An 18,795-nucleotide genomic window follows, 5' to 3' on the forward strand; every position below is an offset into this window, starting at 1 on the left:
ACCGGCCGCAAGAGCGGGACGGCGAACACGGCTCCGACAGTGGAATTGAGCAAAATGTAGGGCGGACCCGTCGTGCCGGTCAAGTCGCCCCATCTTTCGGGTTACCCGCCCGCAGGCGTCCCGCCGCCCGTTCCTGCCGAAACGCCGGCCGCGTCGAGAAGTTCCGCCGGCAGCTCCATGACGAAGGGACCGTCGGTCCACAGCAGCACGCAGCGCACCTCCCTGCCGGGGTAGACGGCGGTCAGCGCCGCCCGGTAGGCGGCCATCTGGCGCCGGTAAACCGATGGAACATCGTCCAAAATCCGGGGCGGCGGCCGGTTCGTCTTGTAGTCGACGATCCACACCGTGTCCCCCACCACGGTCAGCCGGTCGATGCGCCCGGACAGCGCGCGGCCGCCGACGACGCCGACCAGCGGCACCTCCGCCCGCGATCCCGCGCCGAACAGATGCGCGAACTCCGCATGGCTCAACACCGCCAAGGTCTCGGTCGCGATGGCGTCCTGCTGGGCCTCGTCGAGCTTGTGCGCCGGGCGAGCGAGGAAGCGGCGGCAGGCGGCCTCCCGCGCCGCCGGATCCAGCTCGGGCAGGGTCTGCAACAGCCGATGGACCAGCAGCCCGCGCTTGAAGCGCTGCCCGTCGTCCTCGCCCAGCGGTGAACGGACCGCCGGCTCCTCCCCATCCGGGCGCGATGGCGTGAGCGGGCGCGAGGGCTCCGGCTCGACCGGGGCCGGCGCGGTCAGCCAAGGCGGCGCGCCGTGGTCGGCCGCCAGATCCTCCTCCGCAACGTGGCGGGGCGGGACGGCGGTCTGCGGGCTGGTCAGGCGCCAGCCGGATCCGGCCCAGCCCTCCGGCCCGTGGTGGGTGAAGTCGAACTCCTGGGGAACACCGTTCTCGCGCAGGGCCTCCTCGACCAAGCGGTACCAGCAGCCCTCGGCCGGCTCGCGCTTGCCCTGGTAGCCGCAGACGTAGAGCCGGTCCTCGGCGCGGGTCAGGGCGACGTAAAGCAGCCGGCGGTACTCCTGGTCGCGCCGCCGGTTGGCCCGCTCGCGCGCCTGGGCGCTCAGCGTGTCCTCCTGGGCGCGGCGGGCGGCGAAGAGCGGCACGGGGCAGTCGTCGTCGGGCCACAGGATCGGCGGGCTCTGGGTCGGGCTGCCCAGCGTGTCGGGCAGGAAGACGATGGGCGCCTGCAACCCCTTGGAGCCGTGCACCGTCATGATCCGCACGGTGCCGCCGCCCTGTTCCAGCTCGCGCTTGATCTCCGCCTCGCTGGCCGCCAGCCAGGCGAGGAAGTTCTGGAGCGAGGGCGGCTCGGTCTTCTCGAAGGCCAGGCAGACCGCCAGGAACTCGTCGAGCGGATCCTGCGCGTCGGGGCCGAGCCGCTTCAGGATGGCGCGGCGGCCCGACCGGGTGTCGGCGGGGCAGGGACGGTTGAGCAGCCCGGCGAACAGCTCGTAGGGGGCGGAGAAGTCGGTGCGGGCCAGCAGGTCGCCCAGATAGCGCCGCGCCGGGCGGACCGACGGCTCCGTCTCCGCCTGCGCGACCAGCGAGCGCCACAGCGTGCCGCGCCGCTTGTGGGCCAGCTTGAACAGCTCCTCCTCGGTCAGGCCGATCAGCGGCCCCTTCAGCACGGTGGCCAGCGTCAGGTCGTCGTCGGGCAGCAGCAGGAAATCGGCCAGCGCCATCAGGTCCATGACCGAGAGCTGCTCGGTCAGCACCATGCGGTCGACGCCGGCCACCGGCACGCCGCGGTCCTTCAGCGCGCGCACCAACTCGGTGACGAAGGCGGTGCGGCGGCGGACCAGCACCATCACGTCGCCGGGGCGCACCGGGCGGCCCTTGGCCTCCAGCGTCTCGCCCCGCTCCAGCCAGCCGCCGACCGTGCCGGCGATGACGGCGGCGAGCCGGGCCGACGGCGAGTCGGCGGCCTCGCGCGCCACCGGCGGCGCCCAGGCGGGGGTCTCCATCGCCTCGGCCGGCTTGACCGGCGGCCACAGCTCGACCAGCCCGGCGTGGCCGCGCCGGAAGGCGCGGTGGCGGATGCGGTCCGACGCGACGCCGTCGCGGGCGGCCTCGCTGGCGAAGACGGCGTCTACCGCCTCCAGCACGGCGGCGGTCGAGCGGAAGGAGATGTCGAGGTCCACCGCCGCCCAGACCCGCTCCGCCGCCTCGGCGCGCTCCTGGAAGTGGCGGCGCATCTTGGCGAACTCGGCGGGGTCGGCGCGCTGGAAGCTGAAGATCGACTGCTTCTCGTCGCCCACGGCGAAGACGGTGCGGGTCGTGCCGTCTCCGGCGCTGGCGGTCAGTTCGCTGAAGAACTCCCCGGCGATGGCGGCGACGATCGCCCACTGGTCGGGGTTGGTGTCCTGCGCCTCGTCGATCAGGATGTGGTCGAGGCCGCCGTCGAGCTTGAACAGCACCCAGGGCACCGCCGGCACGCCGTTCTTGCCGCGCAGCAGCGCCATGGCGCTCAGGATCAGATCGTCGTAGTCGAGCAGCGCGCGCGCCGCCTTGCGGGCGCGGTAGGTCTCCAGCATCGCCTGCGCCAACGTCAGCAGGGCGGCGGTGGAGGCGGCGACCCCGGCGGCCTTCACGCGGGCGGCGATCTCGACCAGCCGTTCGGCCTCGCGTTGCAGGCCGAGCAGGGCGGCGGGGTAGGCGGTGGCCGGTTTCTTGGTGATCAGCGTCTTGCGCGGCGTGCCCTCGGCGGTCAGGTAGAGCCGCTGGTAAGCCTGGAACGCCTTGACCCGGCTGTCGGCGGCGTCGAGCCAGTTCTGGATGCCGATGCCGCGCTCCTGGTCGGCGGCGCTGCCGCCCGACAGCGCCCGGCAGGCTTCGCGCAGGGTCGGCGCGTCGAGGAAATCGTCGTGGCAGGCGTCGGTGAGGATCGACGCCTCGGTCGTGCCGGGGGCGACGTCGAGGCGGCGGTGGACCATCGCCACGACGCCATCCAAGCCGTGGAACTCCTCGAACAGGCGCTGGACGCGGCCGCGCTCGGACGCCAGCTCGGCCAGCAGGTCGGCGAACTCCTCGGCGTTCAGGTCGGCGGTCAGCCGGTTCATGGCGCGGCCGAGCCGGCTGTCCGGGGCCATGCGGCCGGCGTGCAGCACCTGATCGCGCGATTCGGTCAGCAGGGCGGCGGCGGTGCGCTCGTCCATCACCTCGAAATGCGGGGCGAGTTGGGCCTCCAGCGGGAAGCGGCGCAGCAGCGACTGGCAGAAGGCGTGGATCGTCTGGATCTTCATGCCGCCGGGGCAATCCACCACCTGCGCGAACAGGCGCCGCGCGTTGGTGCGGGTCTCCGGCGAGGGGCGCTCGCCGCAGAGGTCGGCGAGGCGGTCCTCCAGCTCGGCATCGGGCAGGGTGGCCCAGAGGCCCAGCGTGTTGTTGACGCGGATCGCCATCTCCGCCGCCGCCGCCTTGGTGAAGGTCAGGCAGAGGATGCGGGCGGGCGGGGTGCCGGCCAGCATCTGGCGCAGCACGCGGTCGGTCAGGACCTTGGTCTTCCCCGATCCGGCCGACGCCCCCACCCAGACCGAGGCGGCGGGGTCCGACGCCCGGCGTTGGGCGACGTTGGGATCGAGGCCGCGCACGGGGTTTTCGATGCTCAGGCTCATGATTCGCCCTCTCCGCCGCCGGCCGACCATTCCTGGATGCGGGCCAGATGGGCATAATCGGTGTAGCGGGGCGCCATCGCCGGGCGCGGGCAGGACCGGTAGGGGGTGGCCGGGTCGTCGAACTGGCGGATCAGCGCCTCCAGCCCGGCACGCGCCTCGGCGGCGAGGGTGGCGGGGTCGCCCTTGACCGGCTTCTCCTCGCCGGCCGGGTCGCCGCCGGCCAGACGCCAGAAGGCGAGTTCGGCGACGGCCCCCTGGTCGATGCCGTTGAAGCCGCCGGCCTCGGCGATGGCGGCCTCCAAGGGCAATTGGGGGGCGAAGCCCAGTTCGATCTCGCGGGTCGAGGGCGGGGTGCCGGTCTTGTAGTCGATCACCACCAGCCCCTCCGGCCCCTTGTCGATGCGGTCGGCCTTGGCAGTCAGGGTGAAGGGGCCGCCGGGACCGTAGAGCGTCAGCGTGCCGGTCACCTCGGTCGCCAGCGGGCGCAGGCGGGGGCGGCGCCCGCGCTCCAGCGTGACGAACCATTCGGCGACCCGCTCGAAGCGCGGCCACCAGAAGGCCCAGACGTCGGGGTGCGTGCGCAGCAGCGGGCCGAAGGCGGCGCGGCCGAGCTCCAGCAGGCGGGGCAGGGCGTCGGGCGGTAGGGCGTCGGGGAATTCCCGGACGAAGGCGTCGAGCGTCGCGTGGATGATCTGGCCACGGTCCGAGGCGCCCGGATCGGCGGCGATGGGATCGAGCTTGCCCAGGCCCAGCACGTAGCGGGCGTAGATCGCGTAGGGATCGCGCATCCAGGTCTCGACCGCCGTCACCGACAGCTTGCGCGGCCGGGCGGCCAGCGGCGGGCGCGGCTCGGGCGCCAGCACCGGGCGCACCTGGTCGGGCTCGTCCAAGCGTTGCGCCCAGGCGAGCCAGCAGGCGCCGCGCTCCTCGATGCGGCCGTCGAGGTTGAGGGCCTTCAGCACGGTCTCCAGCCGCAGCAGCCAGCGTGACGGCACGGTCGGCGTGCCCTCCACGCGGGCGGCCCGGGTCAGCACCACCTCGGGCGCGCCGCAGGCGTGGGCGAAGTCGTGGGCCGACATGCCGACCAGCCGTTCCGGGCTGGGCAGGCCGAAGTCGCGGCGCATCGGCCGCGACATCCACGGGTCGGCCGAGGGGTTGGGCGGCCATGTGCCTTCGTTCAGGCCGCCCAGGATGGTCAGGTCGAGGTGCTGGAGCCGCGCCTCCATCGGACCCAGGATGAACAGGCGCGGGTGCAAACCAAAGCGCGGGCGCACCGCCCGCGCGCTCATCAGCGCGTCGAGCAGGGCGGGGTATTCGGTCGCCGGGATGCTGGGGAAGTCCTCGGCGGCGTCGAGCAGGTCGTGGACGAAGCGCGCGGCCTCCTCGCCGTCGTCCTGGCGCCACAGGCGCTTGGGTCCTTCGGTGTCGTGGTCGGCGGCCAGCGACTCGGCGAAGTCGATGTGGGCGCGCAGCAGCTCGGCCAGCGGCGCCTCCCCCTCCATCACCCGCAGGAAGGGCGCGGCGCGGCGCGACAAATCGTCGAGCCAGTCGCGCAGGATCGCCTGCTGGTCCTCGTGGTCGAAGCGCTTGGCCGAATTCAGCGCGCTCATCACGCCGGCGAAGCCTTCCGCCGGGCGGGGGCCGCGCAGGACGACGCGCTCCAGCGCGCGGGCGGCGGCGCGGAAATCCGCCGAGTCGCGCCCGCCCGCCGCCATCGGGTGCTTGGCCAGCGCCAGCAGCGCCAGCGGGTGGACGCGGGTCGCCGCCAGCTCCGCCGTCATCCGCAGATAGGTGCCGACGGCGGTGTGGGCGAGCGGCTGGCCGCCGGAATCGTTGACCAGGATGCCCCAGCGGGCCAGCGCCATGGCGACCCGGCGGCCGAGGTTGCGGTCGGGCGTGATCAGCGCCGCCGTGCGGGTGGGGGTTTCCAGCGCGTGGCGCATCAGCAGGGCGATGGCCTGCGCCTCCTCCTCCGAGGTCGCGGCGTCGATGCGGGTCAGGCCGTCGAGCGCGGTTGCGTCAAGTCCCTCCAGCCCGCGCCAGCCCTCGGTGGTGGCGGCCGGGCGCAGGGACTCGGCGATCAGCCGGGCGCGGGCGCCGCGCGGCTCCGGAACCTCGGCCCAGGGGGCGACCTCGGCGCGGGTGACCGCCAGCGCGCGGATGAGTTGGGAGAGGCCGTATTGGGGGTGGGCCTCGTCGACCTCGATGTGGTCCCAGAGGACGTCGTCGGCGTCCTGGTCGAGGCCGGGCAGCACCACCGCGCCGTTCGGCAGCCGGGCGATGACGCCCAACAGGTCGGTCGCCGCCGCGATGGAGCCGGTGGAGCCGGCGGCGATCACCAGCCCCTTGGGTGGCACCGCGCGCCACAGCGCCGCCTGGGTCTCCAGCGCGAGGTTGCGGCGGTGGGCCGGGTCGGTCTCGGTGGTGGAGGTGAGGATGGCGGGCCAGACCTCGGTGACGATGGTCAGGAACTTCAGCGTGGTCTGCCAATGCTCGGCGTAGTCGGCGGGGACCAGCGAATCCAGCCGGTCGAAGGCGATGCGCTCGGTCCACACCGCGTCGATCAGACGGCCGAGGTCGGCGCCCAGCCGCACCGCCTGCGCGGTGGTGGCGGCCATGCCGTCCGCGTGCAGGATCAGCCGGGCCAGCGTCATCTGCCGGTTCAGCGCGGAGATCGCGCCCGGCAGGTCGAGCGGCACCTCGGGCAGCTCGTCCTCGGTCAGGCTGAGGTCGCCGGCGTCCAGCTCGCCCAGCGGGCTGAAGCGCGGCAGCAGCATCGGCTGGCCGCCGGACCGCCGCAGGAACGCCTGTTGCAGCGAGCGGCAGGCGCGGCGGGTCGGCAGCAGGACGGTGACCTCGGCGAGCGCCAGGGGATCCTCCCCCACCCGCGCCACGATGCCCGCCGCCAGCGTGTCCACGAAGGGCGCGCCGGAGGGGATGCTGTAGACCTTGGGCGGGGGGAGGGTCATTCGGGGGTCCGGGGGTGAGCGTGTGGTGGTGTGAAGTGTCGGCCCCCTCCCCATCCCTCCCCCGCTTCGCGGGAGAGGGGGCAGAAGGCTTGTCGGTGTTCGTCGGCAGTCCCCTCTCCCGCCAAAGGCGGGGGAGGGTTAGGGAGGGGGCAAAGCGCGCTTCAGCCTCAATGCGCGACCGCCCGCACGCCGCCGATGGCGAGCAGATCCTCGGCCTCCCTCAGCCCGTCCGGCGTGCCGATGTGGAACCACAGCCCGTCATGGGCGAGGCCGAACAGGCGTCCGGCCTCCTGCGCGCGGTCCCAGATCAGGTTGGTGGAGAAGGCGCCGTCCGGCGTCGCGTCCGCGAACAACTCCGGCTTGACGATCTGCACCCCGGCGAAGACGAAGGGGGCCAACTCCCGCTCGGCCCGGCGGGTCAGCCCGCCCAGCGGGTCCATGTGGTAGTCGCCGCGCCCCTCGTAGCCGACCGATTTGGTCGTCGCCATCAGCAGGAGCAGGGCGTCCATCGTCTCCGGGTCCCACTGCCGGGCCAGCCGGCGCAGGGCCGGGACCGGGCCGTCCAGCCACAGGATGTCGGCGTTCACGGTGTAGACCGGCGCCCCGCCCAGCAGCGGCAGCGCCTTTTTCACCCCGCCGCCAGTCTCCAGAATCACGGACTCCGGCGAATGGACGATGACGGGCGCGGCGCGGCCGGCGAGATGCGCCTCGATCATGCCGCCCAGATAGTGGTTGTTCACCACCGCCGTCTCCACCCCGGCCTCGGCCAGCCGGTCGAGCGCGTGGTCGAGCATCGGCTTGCCCAGCACCGGGATCAGGGGCTTGGGGCGGTCGAGCGTCAGCGGGCGCATGCGCAGGCCGAGCCCGGCGGCGAGCACCATCGCGGTGCGGGGAATGCGGACGGGTGGGAGCATGTCAGGCCGTCTCCGGAACGACGAAGCCGGCGCGTTTTTCCGGCGGCAGATGCCGGGCGAACCAAGCGGCGACCGGGGCAAGCTCCGGCTTGGCCAGTTGGGCCTCCAGCAGGCGCCAGACGCGCGGCAGGTGGACAAGGTAGCCGCGCCGGCCCCGCAGGGCCAAGCGCACGAAGATGGCGACGATCCGCGTGTGGCGCACCGCCCCCAGCACGGCCATCGAGCGGCGGAAGGCGGCGGCGTCGCGGTCGGGAAAGGCGGCGAGCCAGCGGGCGGTCATCGCCTCGGCCAGTTCGGGCGCCACGTCGCGGCGGGCGTCCTCCAGCAGCGAGACCAGATCGTAGGCCACCGGCCCCGTCCCGGCGCCCTGGAAGTCGATCAGCCCGGCCGCGCGCACGCCGTCGCGCGGCAGCCGCATCAGGTTGTCCACATGGTAGTCGCGCAGCAGCAGCGAGGACGGCCCGGCGCAGGCCGGCTCCACCACCGCGCGCCACGCCGTTTCGAACTCGCAACGATCCTGTTCAGAGAAAGGCATGCCAAGCGCGGCCGGTCCGTAGACCTCGGGGAACAGCATGACCTGCTCGACGAACAGCGCGGCGTCATAGACCGGCAGGCCCAAGGCTGCCGCCTTGTCCGCCGGCCAGGACCGGTGCAGCGTGATCAGCGCGTCGGTCGCCAGCGTGTAGAGCGGCGCCGGATCCGCATCCTCGGCCAGCAGGCGGGAAAACGTTTCGCTTCCGAAATCTTCCTGAATGGCAAGCCCGCGCCCGGTGTCCGCCGCGTGGACCGCCGGCACCGACAGGCCGAGATTGGCAAGCGCCTCGCCAATGGCGATGAAGGGCAGCAGATCCTCGGCGGGGGCGGGGGTGTCGACCAGGATCAGGGTGGAGCCGTCCGCCCTGGTCAGCCGCTCGTAACGCCGGGCCGAGGCGTCGCCGGCCAACGGCGCGCGCGCGGCGTCGGCCAGCCCGTTCGCCGCCAGGAAATCTTGGATTTCGGCGTCGCGGCCGGTCATCACAGCGTCCAGTCGGCGGCGGCCACGCGGGCCGCCATGGTGCCGTAACCGGTCAGGGTGGCGCGGCGGGAGTCCGGGCTGTCATGGGCGAGGTCCACCTCGACCCGGTCGGCGGGCAGCAGCGGCCCCAGCCGGTCGGGCCATTCCACCAGGGCCACGGCTTCCGCCCGCGCGTCGTCCCAGCCCAGCTCGATCACCTCGTCGGGAACGGACAGGCGGTAGAGGTCGAAATGCCACAGCGGCCCGAGGTCGGTGTCGTAGACCTGCACCAGCGTGAAGGTGGGGGAGGGCACCTCGGCGTCCGGGTGGGTCACGCTGCGGATGAGCGCCCGCGACAGGGCCGTCTTGCCGGCGCCGAGATCGCCGCGCAGGGCCACGAGGTCGCCCGGCCGCAGCCACGCGCCGAGCCGTTCGGCCAGCCGCCCGGTGGCGGCCTCGTCGGGCAGGCGCAGGGAGAGGGAAAAAGGGGTGTCCGGCATGGGCCGGATACTGATCGAACGCGCCCGCCGCCCGCAAGCCGGAAAGCGGAGACCTTTGCAGGCCGTCCGCCACCGTTGCTCCGGTGCCGCCCCGGTGCCGCTGGACGCGATGCCGTCAGATGCCCAGCTTGCGGCGGCCCGCGCCCGGCTTTCCGTCGGTGCCGGTCAGCGCGCCGACGAGGCGCGGGGCCTTGTTGAAGTTCATGGTGATCATCAGCGTCAGCCCGCCGTTGATCAGGTTCAGCGTCTTGTCCGACGCCACCGGCAGCGGAATCCGCCGGCCCATGCAATAGGCGACCATGGCGGCGGCGACCTCGGCCTCCGGCAGGGTCAGGTCGTGGACGCCGCCGTCGTCGTCGACGACCTTCAGCACCGTCTCGATCCCGTCCGCGTTGCGGTGGGTGATGCTCTCCACCGTGCCGACCGGCAGGGGTTCGCGCATGCGGCGGCGGCGGTCGAGCACCGCCTTGATGACCTCCTGATCGGTGAAGACCAGGCAACGCAGTTCCTTCATGACGGTCTCCACCGCGATTGCGCCGCGACCGGGGCCGGAATCGCCCCCGCCGGTTGTCCCAGCCTAACGCATTGTTCGCGGCCCCGCCGCAACGCACAATCGACAAATTTAAGCAAATTCGCCTTAAATGATGCAATCAGGGCTTTCCTCAGGTCGCCCTTTCCCGCGACCTTTCCCCGCGTCGGGGTTGACCCGGCGGCGAAATGCGGACAATGGAAGACCGTTGTCCTCCCGCATCCGGTTTCAAGGAATTGGCTTCCATGTCGCACACCGTCCAGTCGAGCGATGCCCATCGCACCGATGTCGTGATCGTCGGCGCCGGCCCCACCGGGCTGTTCGCCGTGTTCGAATGCGGGATGCTGAAAATGCGCTGTCACGTCGTCGACGCGCTGGACATGGTGGGCGGGCAGTGCACGGCGCTCTACCCGGAAAAGCCGATCTACGACATCCCGGCCCACCCCTCCATCGAGGCGGCCGACCTGATCGACAAGCTGGCCGAGCAGGCCGCCCCCTTCGCGCCGACCTACCACCTGAACCAGCAGGTCGAGAAGCTGACCCGCACCGACGAGGGGCGCTGGCTGGTCGAGACCAACATCGGCACCAAGATCGACGCCCAGGCGGTGATCGTCGCCGCCGGCGCCGGCGCCTTCGGCCCCAACCGCCCGCCGCTGGAGCGGCTCGACGAGTTCGAGGGCAGCGGGGTCTTCTACATGGTCCGCCGCCGCCAGGATTTCGCCGGCAAGAAAGTGGTCATCGCCGGCGGCGGCGATTCCGCCGTGGACTGGGCGATCTCGCTGGCCGGTCTGGCCGAGAAGGTCTACGTCGTCCACCGCCGGCCGAAGTTCCGCGCCGCGCCCGAGAGCGTCGCCCGCCTGGACGCGCTGGTGCGCGAGGGCAGCGTGGAGATGGTGGTCCCTTACCAGCTCTCCGGCCTCGACGGCGCGGACGGCAAACTGTCGGCGGTGCGCGTCGCCACGCTGGACGGCGAGGAGAAGGCACTGCCGGCCGACGCCCTGCTGGCCTTCTTCGGGCTGTCGATGAATCTGGGGCCGATCGCCGATTGGGGGCTGGGGCTGGAGCGCAGCCACGTCGCCGTCTCGCTCCCCGGTTGCGGCACCAACGTGCCGGGCGTCTTCGCCATCGGCGACATCGCGACCTATCCGGGCAAGCTGAAGCTGATCCTCTGCGGCTTCGCCGAGGCGGCGCAGGCGGCCCACGCCATCCACCCGATGGTCCATCCGGGCGAGGCGCTGCACTTCGAGTACTCGACCTCCAAGGGCGTGCCGGGCGCGGCGTGAGCGTGGCATCGCGACAACCCTCTCTCCCCTGGGGAGAGGGTGGCCCGCAGGGCCGGTGAGGGGGCGTTGCGCCCGGAAGGGCGGAATAAGATCGTTCAGCCGGTGTTTTCCCTCGGCGATCCGCGATGCGTCCCCCTCACCCACCCCTCTCCCCGGGGGGAAGAGGGCTTGAAGGCCAAGGAAAGAAGGCTTGAAGAGGTTTAAGCCGAATTGCCTGGATTTTCGTAGCACGCCTCCCAACGTCTTCGCCTCGTGACGGCGGCCGCCGCTCACGGTCCCTCCCGCGTTCCGGTGTAGACATCCCGCCCATGCGTCTGATCCTGATCCTCGCCGCGCTTTGTGTCGCCGGCCTCGCGAACCTCGCCGTCTGGTCCCTGCCCAACCGGCCGATCCCGCTCGACCCTCCCCCCGGCGGCAAGCTGCGCAGCGTGTCCTTCGCCCCCTTCCGCGACGGGCAGAGCCCGCTGACCCAGGTCTTCCCCTCCGTCGCGCAGATCGAGGAGGATCTGGCCGCGCTCGCCCCGCAGGTGGCCGGGATCCGTACCTACACGTCCCTGGAGGGGCTGGAGGTGGTTCCGGAACTGGCGCGCAAGCACGGCCTCCAGGTCACCATGGGTGCCTGGCTGTCGTCGAAGACCACGAAGAACGAGGCGGAGATCGCCTCGCTGATCGATCTCGCCAACCGCTACCCGGACGTGATCACCCGCGTCATCGTCGGCAACGAGGTGCTGCTGCGCCGCGAGCTGACGCCCGAGCAGGTGACCGGCTACATCGACCGCGTGAAGGCGGCGGTGAAGCAGCCGGTGTCCTACGCCGACGTCTGGGAATGGTGGCTGAAATACCCGCAGATCGCGGATCACGTCGATTACCTGACCATCCACCTGCTGCCCTATTGGGAGGACGTGCCGGCCGGCGTCGCCGGGGCGACCGAGCGCATCCGCTCCTCCTACCGCACCATCGCCCAGCGTTTCCCCGGCAAGCCGATCCTGGTCGGCGAGACCGGCTGGCCGACCGCCGGCCGCTCGCGTGGCGCCGCCGTCCCCGGCCTCGTCAACAAGGCGACCTTCGTCAACGGCTTCGTCCGCATGGCCGAGCAGGAAGGCTTCGACTACAACGTGATCGAGGCCTTCGACCAGGGCTGGAAGGCCAAGCTGGAGGGCACGGTCGGCGGCCATTGGGGGCTCTACGGCTCCGACCGGGTGGCGAAGTTCTCGCTGGCTGGGCCGGTGGTGGAGACACGGGACTGGCCGCGCCTGTTCGCCGTCTCCAGCGGGCTGGCCGTCGTGGTGCTGGCCGGGCTGGCGCTGACCCGGCGGCGCCTGCCGGGCTCGGGCTGGGCGGCGGTGATCCTCTTGGCGCAGGCGCTGTCCACCCTCTACGTCCACGCCGTGCACGCCGCGTTTCACGGGAAACATTACTGGCAGGACACCGCGCTGGCCGCCGTCATGCTGGCGCTGACCGCTGTGCTGGCGCTGTCGGTGCTGCTGGCCGCGCACCGCGCGCTGTCCACCGGCGGGCTGGCGCGGGAGCCGCTGGCGGGGCTGTACCACCCGCGCCCGGCGCTGTCGCGTATCGAGACGGCCGGGCGCTGGTCGGCGGTCGCGCTGGGGGCCATGGCGCTGGTCTGGGCGCTGCTGATCGTGTTCGATGGGCGTTACCGCGACTTCCCCAACCCTTACCTGCTGATCCCCGCCGTCGGGCTGCTGGCGCTGGGCGCCGTCCGCGCCGCCCGCCGCCCACTCGGCACCGTGGCGCGCGACGCCTACGGGATCGCCGCGCTGTTCCGCCCGGCGGTGCCGGTCGCCGACGCGCCGGCCCGCTGCCTGTGCGGCGCCGTCCGCCGCATGCCGGTCGAGTCGATCCTGGCCGCCGGCCTGCTGCTGGGCGCGGTTCTGACCCTGCTGGCCGAGGGCTTCGTTCCGCTGGAGTCGCTGATCCACGGGCAGCTTCCCTTCCTGGAGGCGCTGCACGAGGTCGATTGGACGCTGCCGAACTGGGAGGCCATCGGCTGGGCGGTGCTCCAAGCGGTGCTGGCGGTTCCCTTCGCCGCCGGGGTGCTGGCCGCGCGCAGGTAAGGATAGCCCTCCCGCGCAACGAGGCCGTTGCGCGGGCTTGCCGGCTGTGGATTGATGGGCGGACCCGATCCCCGCTTGGCCGAGGTCCGTCCCATGTCCTTCGAACTCTGGCTGGCCTTCGCCGCCGCGTCCGCCGTCATGCTCGCCATTCCCGGCCCGACGGTGCTGATCGTCGTCTCCTACGCGCTGGGCCATGGCCGGCGCTCCGCCATGGCGACGGTGGCGGGGGTGGCGCTTGGCGACTTCACCGCGATGACCGCGTCGATGCTGGGGCTGGGGGTGCTGCTGTCCACCTCGGCCGCGCTGTTCACCGGACTGAAATGGGCCGGCGCCGCCTATCTGGTCTATCTCGGCGTCAAGCTGTGGCGGGCGCCGGTCACGGCCGGGACCGAGCAGGCCGGCGAGCCCGATGTCAGCCCCCTGCGGATGCTGCTGCACACCTACGCGGTCACCGCGCTGAACCCCAAGAGCATCGTCTTCTTCGTCGCCTTCCTGCCGCAGTTCCTCGACACCGCCCGTCCGCTGGCCGGGCAGATGGTGGCGATGGAGGCAACCTTCCTGGTGCTGGCGACGCTGAACGCGACGCTCTACGCCCTGGCCGCCTCGGCGGCGCGCAAGGCGGTGCGCACGCCCTCGGTGCAGCGCGCGGTCAACCGGACCGGCGGCTCGCTGCTGATCGGCGCCGGGCTGCTGACCGCCGCTTGGAAGAAGGCCGCCTGATCCCCGGCGGCTTTGCCGCAACGCGGCGGCGTTGACAATGCGCGGTTTTCAAGCCGAAAATTGTGAAAATGCGTGCGCTTGCACGCAAAGCATCCAGATTGGACGTGCCGGGCGACCGGCGGGAGCGGGCGCGATGGCTGGACCGGCGGAGATCGAAGGGGAGGGGGACGCCTTGCTGTTCGCCAGCGAATCCCCGGACGGCAGCGCTCCGGCGCCCCAGCCCACGCCGCCTTGGCTGATCCTGATCGCCGACGACGACCGCGAGGTCCACGCCATCACCCGCATGGTCTTGGGCAGCGTGACCTTCGAGGACCGGCGGCTGACCTTCCTGTCGGCGTATTCGGGGCAGGAGGCGCGGGCGTTGCTGGCCCAGCACGCCGACATCGCCGCCATCCTGCTGGACGTGGTGATGGAGACCGACGACGCCGGTCTGACCTTGGTCCGCCACATCCGAGAGGAGCTGGACAACCACCTGATCCGCATCATCCTGCGCACCGGCCAGCCGGGGCAGGCGCCCGAACGCCACGTCATCGCCGCCTACGACATCAACGACTACAAGGCCAAGAGCGAACTCACCGCGCAGAAGCTGTTCACCGCGACAGTGGCGGCGCTCCGCTCCTACCGGCACATCGCGACGGTCGAGCGCAACCGGCAGGGGCTGGAGACGGTGATGGAAGCCGCCGACCGGCTTTACGAACAGCGCAGCCGCGAGGGCTTCCTCGCCACTCTGGCCGAGCAGGCGGCGCGGCTGCTGCCACCGGGCGGGACGGTCCGGCTGTGCGGGGTCGGCGACGGGCCGGAACTGCCCGGAGGCGGCGCCGTTCTTTTGACCGCCGCGCTGGCGGATGGACAGCCGCGCTGGGGCGTCGGCGTCGCCGTGGTTCCCCTGCGCACCCGCATCGCGGATCCGCTGGCGCTCTGCGTCCTGGGCCAGCCGCCGCTTGCCCAGGACGAGCGCCGGCTGGTCGCGCTGTTCTGCGACAAGGCGGGGACCGGGCTGGACAACCTGCACCTTTACGACCGGCTGAACCAAGCGCAGGTCGCCACCGTCCACGCGCTGGGCAAGCTGGCCGAGTACAAGGACGAGGTCACCGGCGACCACGTGAAGCGGCTGGGCCGCTGGGCGACCGCCGTCGCGCTGGAGCTGCGCGCGCGCGGCCTGTTCGCCGGGGAACTCGACGACGGTTTCTGCGGCATGATCGGGCTGGCGAGCGTGCTGCACGACGTCGGCAAGGTGGCCATTCCCGACGCCATCCTGCGCAAGCCGGGCCGGCTCGACGCCGAGGAGATGCGCCACATGCGCGAGCACGCCGCCATCGGCGGCGCCATCCTGCGCGACGCGGGCGGCCCGGACGGCGAGCGCGGGCGCAACATCCTGACGCTGGGCGCCGAGATCGCGGAAAGCCACCACGAGAAGTTCGACGGCAGCGGCTACCCGCACGCGCTGGCCGGCGAGGCCATCCCGCTGGCCGGGCGCATCGTCGCGGTGGCCGACGTGTTCGACGCGCTGCTGCACCGCCGCCCCTACAAGAAGGCGTGGGAACTGGAGGAGGTGCTGGAGCTGCTGCGCGCCGAGTCGGGCAAGCATTTCGACCCGCGCGTGGTCGACGCCTTCCTGGCCGTGCTGGCGCGCGACGGGGTGCCGCTGCCCGCCGCGACCGCCGGTGCGTAAGGGGGCGTTACAGCCCCAGCACGTCCTTCATGCTGTAGAGGCCGGGCGACTTGTCGCGCGCCCACAGCGCGGCGCGCACGGCGCCCTTGGCATAGATCTGCCGGCCCGACGCCTTGTGGGTCAACTCGACCCGCTCGCCGTCCCCGGCGAACATCACCACATGGTCGCCGATCACGTCGCCGCCGCGCAGCGTGGCGAAGCCGATCTCGCCGCGCGGGCGGGCGCCGGTGTGGCCGTCGCGCACCTTCTGCCAGACATCCTCCAGCGCCACCTTGCGCCCGGCGGCGGCGGCGCGGCCGAGGCCCAGCGCGGTGCCCGACGGCGCGTCCACCTTGTTGCGGTGGTGCATCTCCAGGATGTCGATGTCGAAGTCGTCGCCCAGCGCGCCGGCCACCTGCTCGACCAGCGCCAGCAGCAGGTTGACGCCCAGCGACATGTTGGGCGACTGGACGATGGGGGTGTGGGTGGCGGCGGTGGCGATGGCGGCCTGCTGCGCCGGGTTCAAGCCGGTGGTGCCGACGATCAGCGCGGTCTGCGACTGCGCGGCCAAGGCGGCGTGGCGCTCGGTGGATTCCGGGCTGGTGAAGTCGATCACCGCGTCGCTTTGGGCGAACAGCGCCACCGCGTCGTCGATGGCGGCGACGCCCAGCGCGTCGATCCCGGCCAGCAGGCCCAGATCCTTGCCCAGCGCCGGCCCGCCGACCCGTTCGGTGCCGCCGGCCAGCGTGCAGCCGGCGGTCGCCGCGATCTCGCGCACCAGCATCTGACCCATGCGCCCCGCGCACCCGACGACACCGATCTTCATCACGCCCTCCCCTGATGGATGGTCAGGGGTTTAGCACAGCCCGCCTCAGCCCCCAAGGCAGCCGCGCAAGGACGCCGCCAGATTGCGCATCAGCGCCGGGTAGAGCGCCACGCCCTCCGCCAAGTCGGCGCCCTCGGGGTCGAGCACGCCGGTCTTGGCCTTGGTGCCCTCGGTCACGGTGCGGACCAGGGCGGGTTCGAACTGCGGCTCGGCGAAGACGCAGGAGGCGTCGAGCCCGGCGATCTTGGCGCGGATCGCCGACAGGCGCTTGGCCGAAGGGCGGCGGTCCGGGTTGACGGTGATCGAGCCGACCGCCGACAGGTTGTAGCGCGCCTCATAGTACTGGTAGGCGTCGTGGAAGACGACGAAGGGCTTGGCCGCCACCGGGGCCAGGGTCGCCTTCAACTCGGCGTCAAGCGCGTCGATGGATTGCAGCGCGCGCTCGGCGTTGGTCCGGTAGGCTTCGGCGTTGACGGCGTCCTTGGCGGCGAGCGCCTCGGCCGTCGCGGTCACGATCCGCCGGGCGTTGACCGGGTCGAGCCAGAGGTGGGTGTTCACCTCGTCGTGATCGTGGTCGTCGTCATGGCCGTGCGCGTGGGCGTCCTTCTTGCCGTGGTCGTGGCTATGCTCGTGCCCATGGTCGTGGGCCTCCCAGGCGCCGCCCTCGCGCGCGTCCAGCAGCGTCATGCCCGGCACCGTCATCAGCGTCACCACCGTCGCCTTGGCGGCGTTGGAGGAGAGAGGCTTTTCCAGGAAGCTCTCCATCTCCGGCCCGACCCAGACGACCAGATCGGCGGTGGACAGGGCCTTCGCGTCCGACGGCTTGAGCGTGTAGGTGTGGGGCGAGGCCCCGCCGCGCACCAACAGCGCCGGCTCGCCGACCCCCTGCATCACCGACGCCACCAGCGAATGGATCGGCTTGATCGAGACGACGACCTTCGGCGCGTCGGCCAGCGCGGCCCCTGCGTTCGCGAGGGTGCCCAGCAGGGCGGTCATGGCGATGGGCAGCGCAAAACGGCGCATGGGTGCAATCCTCTTGTCTGGCTGGACAGGTGGTCGGTTTGGGCGCATATGGAGCGTTCTCCGCCCATTTGTCACGTTATAACGTAACATGTCAATCGCTCCAAACGCCGGGTCCATGCCCGCTTCCGATTCCGGCCCCTTGGTGTGGACGGAGGATCTGTCGGTCCGCTTCGGCGGCCGCTCGGTGCTGAACCACGTCGACGTCGCCGTCCACCCCGGCGAGGTGGTGACGCTGATCGGCCCCAACGGCGCCGGAAAGACCACGCTGGTGCGCGCCGTGCTGGGGCTGGTGCGACCCAGCGGCGGCCATGTCCGGCGCCGGCCGGGCCTGCGCGTCGGCTACATGCCGCAGCGCTTGACGGTGGACGCCACCCTGCCGCTGACGGTGCGCCGCTTCCTGGCGCTGTGGCGGCCGGTGCCGGCGGAGCGGATCGAGACCGCGCTGGAGGAGGCCGGGGTCGCCCGGCTGGCCGATTCCGCCGTGCAGACGGTCTCGGGCGGCGAGATGCAGCGGGTGCTGCTGGCCCGCGCGCTGCTGAGCGACCCGGACCTGCTGGTGCTCGACGAGCCGGACCAGGCGGTGGACGTGCACGGGCAGGCCGAACTCTTCGCCCGCATCGAGCATGTGCGGCGGCATCGCGGCTGCGGCATCCTGCTGGTCAGCCACGACCTGCACACGGTGATGGCGCGCACCGACCGGGTGGTCTGCATGAACGGCCATGTCTGCTGCCACGGCCGGCCGGAGGACGTCAGCCGCCACCCCGAATACCACGCCCTGTTCGGCCGCCACGCGGCGGAGCTGGCGGTCTACGTGCACCATCACGACCACGCCCACGACGAATCCCGCAAGATCGTCGACGGGCACGACGGGGATTGCTGCCATGGATGATTTCGTCGTCCGCGCGCTGGTGGCCGGCTGCGGCATCGCGGCGCTGGCTGGGCCGCTGGGGTCCTTCGTGGTGTGGCGGCGCATGGCCTATTTCGGCGACACGCTGTCCCATTCGGCCCTGCTGGGGGTGACGCTGGGCTTCCTGCTGGGCGTCAACCCGATGATCGGGGTGATGGCGGTCTGCGTGGCGCTGGCGCTCGCCTTGGTGGCGTTGCAGCGGCGGCGCACGCTGGCGGCGGACACGCTGCTCGGCATCCTGTCGCACGGCTCGCTGTCGCTGGGGCTGGTGGCGCTGGCCTTCCTGGAGACCCTGCGCGTCGACCTGATGGCCTACCTGTTCGGCGACATCCTGTCGGTGACGACGAGCGACCTCGCCTGGATCTACGGCGGCGGGGTGGTGGCGCTGGCGGGGCTGGCGCTGCTGTGGCGCCGGCTGCTGGCGGTCACGGTGGACGAGGATCTGGCGCGGGTCGAGGGCATGCCGGTGGACGCGCTGCGTCTGGCCTTCATGCTGCTGATCGCGCTGGTGATCGCGGTCGCGATGAAGGTGGTGGGGATCCTGCTGATCACCTCGCTGCTGATCATCCCCGCCGCCGCCGCCCGCCGCTTCGCCCGCACCCCGGAAACCATGGCGGCGCTGGCCTCGGTGCTGGGCGTGGTCGCGGTCGTCGCGGGGATGATGGCGTCGCTGAACTGGGATTTGCCGGGAGGACCTTGCGTGGTCGTCTCGGCGGCGGCGCTGTTCCTGATCGGCTCGGCGGTGCCGATGCGGGGGTAAGGGCGGATTGCACAACCGGAAAAGGAAACG

14 protein-coding genes are annotated in these 18,795 nt (G+C 72.0%); 6 read left to right on the forward strand and 8 right to left on the reverse strand.

The annotated features are described in order from the left end of the window. Nucleotides 1-101: 101 nt before the first annotated feature. From addA to EJ913_RS09260, 6 genes are all read right to left on the reverse strand, one after another. Nucleotides 102-3,614 carry a double-strand break repair helicase AddA gene (gene addA / locus EJ913_RS09235; protein ID WP_126997001.1) on the reverse strand — a complete coding sequence of 1,171 codons (3,513 nt, stop codon included), beginning with the start codon at nt 3,612-3,614 and terminating at the stop codon, nt 102-104. Continuing rightward, a complete protein-coding gene (gene addB, locus EJ913_RS09240; RefSeq protein ID WP_126997004.1) occupies nt 3,611-6,583 on the reverse strand; it encodes a double-strand break repair protein AddB in 2,973 nt (990 codons plus the stop codon). The genes addA and addB overlap by 4 nt, the downstream gene beginning before the upstream one ends. 167 nt (nt 6,584-6,750) lie before the next feature. Continuing rightward, nucleotides 6,751-7,497: a nucleotidyltransferase family protein gene (locus tag EJ913_RS09245; RefSeq protein ID WP_126997006.1), complete on the reverse strand. Its 747-nt coding sequence runs from the start codon at nt 7,495-7,497 to the stop codon at nt 6,751-6,753. 1 nt (nt 7,498) lies between these two features. Next, complete coding sequence (locus tag EJ913_RS09250; protein ID WP_185909723.1) at nt 7,499-8,512, reverse strand: aminoglycoside phosphotransferase family protein; 1,014 nt, start codon at nt 8,510-8,512, stop codon at nt 7,499-7,501. Next, nucleotides 8,512-8,991, reverse strand: a complete 480-nt coding sequence (gene tsaE, locus EJ913_RS09255; RefSeq protein ID WP_126997010.1) for a tRNA (adenosine(37)-N6)-threonylcarbamoyltransferase complex ATPase subunit type 1 TsaE — start codon at nt 8,989-8,991, stop codon at nt 8,512-8,514. Before tsaE ends, EJ913_RS09250 begins: the two co-directional genes overlap by 1 nt. A 115-nt stretch (nt 8,992-9,106) precedes the next feature. Continuing rightward, on the reverse strand, nt 9,107-9,505 hold the full coding sequence (locus tag EJ913_RS09260) for a hypothetical protein (RefSeq protein ID WP_126997012.1): 399 nt from the start codon (nt 9,503-9,505) through the stop codon (nt 9,107-9,109). Between the two features lie 260 nt (nt 9,506-9,765). On the opposite strand from EJ913_RS09260, the gene EJ913_RS09265 reads away from it, so the two are divergent. The 4 genes from EJ913_RS09265 (at nt 9,766) to EJ913_RS09280 (ending at nt 15,270) form a co-directional block, all read left to right on the forward strand. Then, nucleotides 9,766-10,803: an NAD(P)/FAD-dependent oxidoreductase gene (locus EJ913_RS09265; RefSeq protein WP_126997014.1), complete on the forward strand. Its 1,038-nt coding sequence runs from the start codon at nt 9,766-9,768 to the stop codon at nt 10,801-10,803. Between the two features lie 308 nt (nt 10,804-11,111). Beyond that, nucleotides 11,112-12,878 (forward strand): glycoside hydrolase family 17 protein, encoded by a 1,767-nt coding sequence (locus EJ913_RS09270; RefSeq protein WP_126997016.1) that lies wholly within the window; start codon nt 11,112-11,114, stop codon nt 12,876-12,878. Between the two features lie 93 nt (nt 12,879-12,971). Beyond that, complete coding sequence (locus tag EJ913_RS09275; protein ID WP_126997018.1) at nt 12,972-13,598, forward strand: LysE family translocator; 627 nt, start codon at nt 12,972-12,974, stop codon at nt 13,596-13,598. Between the two features lie 133 nt (nt 13,599-13,731). Then, nucleotides 13,732-15,270, forward strand: coding sequence for an HD domain-containing phosphohydrolase (locus tag EJ913_RS09280; protein ID WP_126997020.1), 1,539 nt, complete (start codon nt 13,732-13,734; stop codon nt 15,268-15,270). A gap of 7 nt (nt 15,271-15,277) precedes the next feature. On the opposite strand, the gene dapB is transcribed toward EJ913_RS09280, so the two are convergent. Both dapB and znuA read right to left on the reverse strand, forming a co-directional pair. Further along, complete coding sequence (dapB, locus tag EJ913_RS09285; RefSeq protein WP_126997022.1) at nt 15,278-16,075, reverse strand: 4-hydroxy-tetrahydrodipicolinate reductase; 798 nt, start codon at nt 16,073-16,075, stop codon at nt 15,278-15,280. A gap of 45 nt (nt 16,076-16,120) precedes the next feature. Then, nucleotides 16,121-17,098 carry a zinc ABC transporter substrate-binding protein ZnuA gene (znuA, locus tag EJ913_RS09290; protein ID WP_126997024.1) on the reverse strand — a complete coding sequence of 326 codons (978 nt, stop codon included), beginning with the start codon at nt 17,096-17,098 and terminating at the stop codon, nt 16,121-16,123. A gap of 115 nt (nt 17,099-17,213) precedes the next feature. On the opposite strand from znuA, the gene znuC reads away from it, so the two are divergent. Both znuC and znuB read left to right on the forward strand, forming a co-directional pair. Next, the gene (gene znuC, locus EJ913_RS09295; protein ID WP_126997026.1) at nt 17,214-17,987 is read left to right on the forward strand and encodes a zinc ABC transporter ATP-binding protein ZnuC; all 774 of its coding nucleotides are present in this window, start codon (nt 17,214-17,216) and stop codon (nt 17,985-17,987) included. Next, entirely contained in the window at nt 17,980-18,765 is a 786-nt protein-coding gene (znuB, locus tag EJ913_RS09300; protein WP_126997027.1) for a zinc ABC transporter permease subunit ZnuB, read from the forward strand. The genes znuC and znuB overlap by 8 nt, the downstream gene beginning before the upstream one ends. Nucleotides 18,766-18,795 lie beyond the last annotated feature (30 nt).

The sequence above is a fragment of the Azospirillum doebereinerae genome, from assembly GCF_003989665.1.
Classification (GTDB): Bacteria; Pseudomonadota; Alphaproteobacteria; order Azospirillales; family Azospirillaceae; genus Azospirillum; species Azospirillum doebereinerae.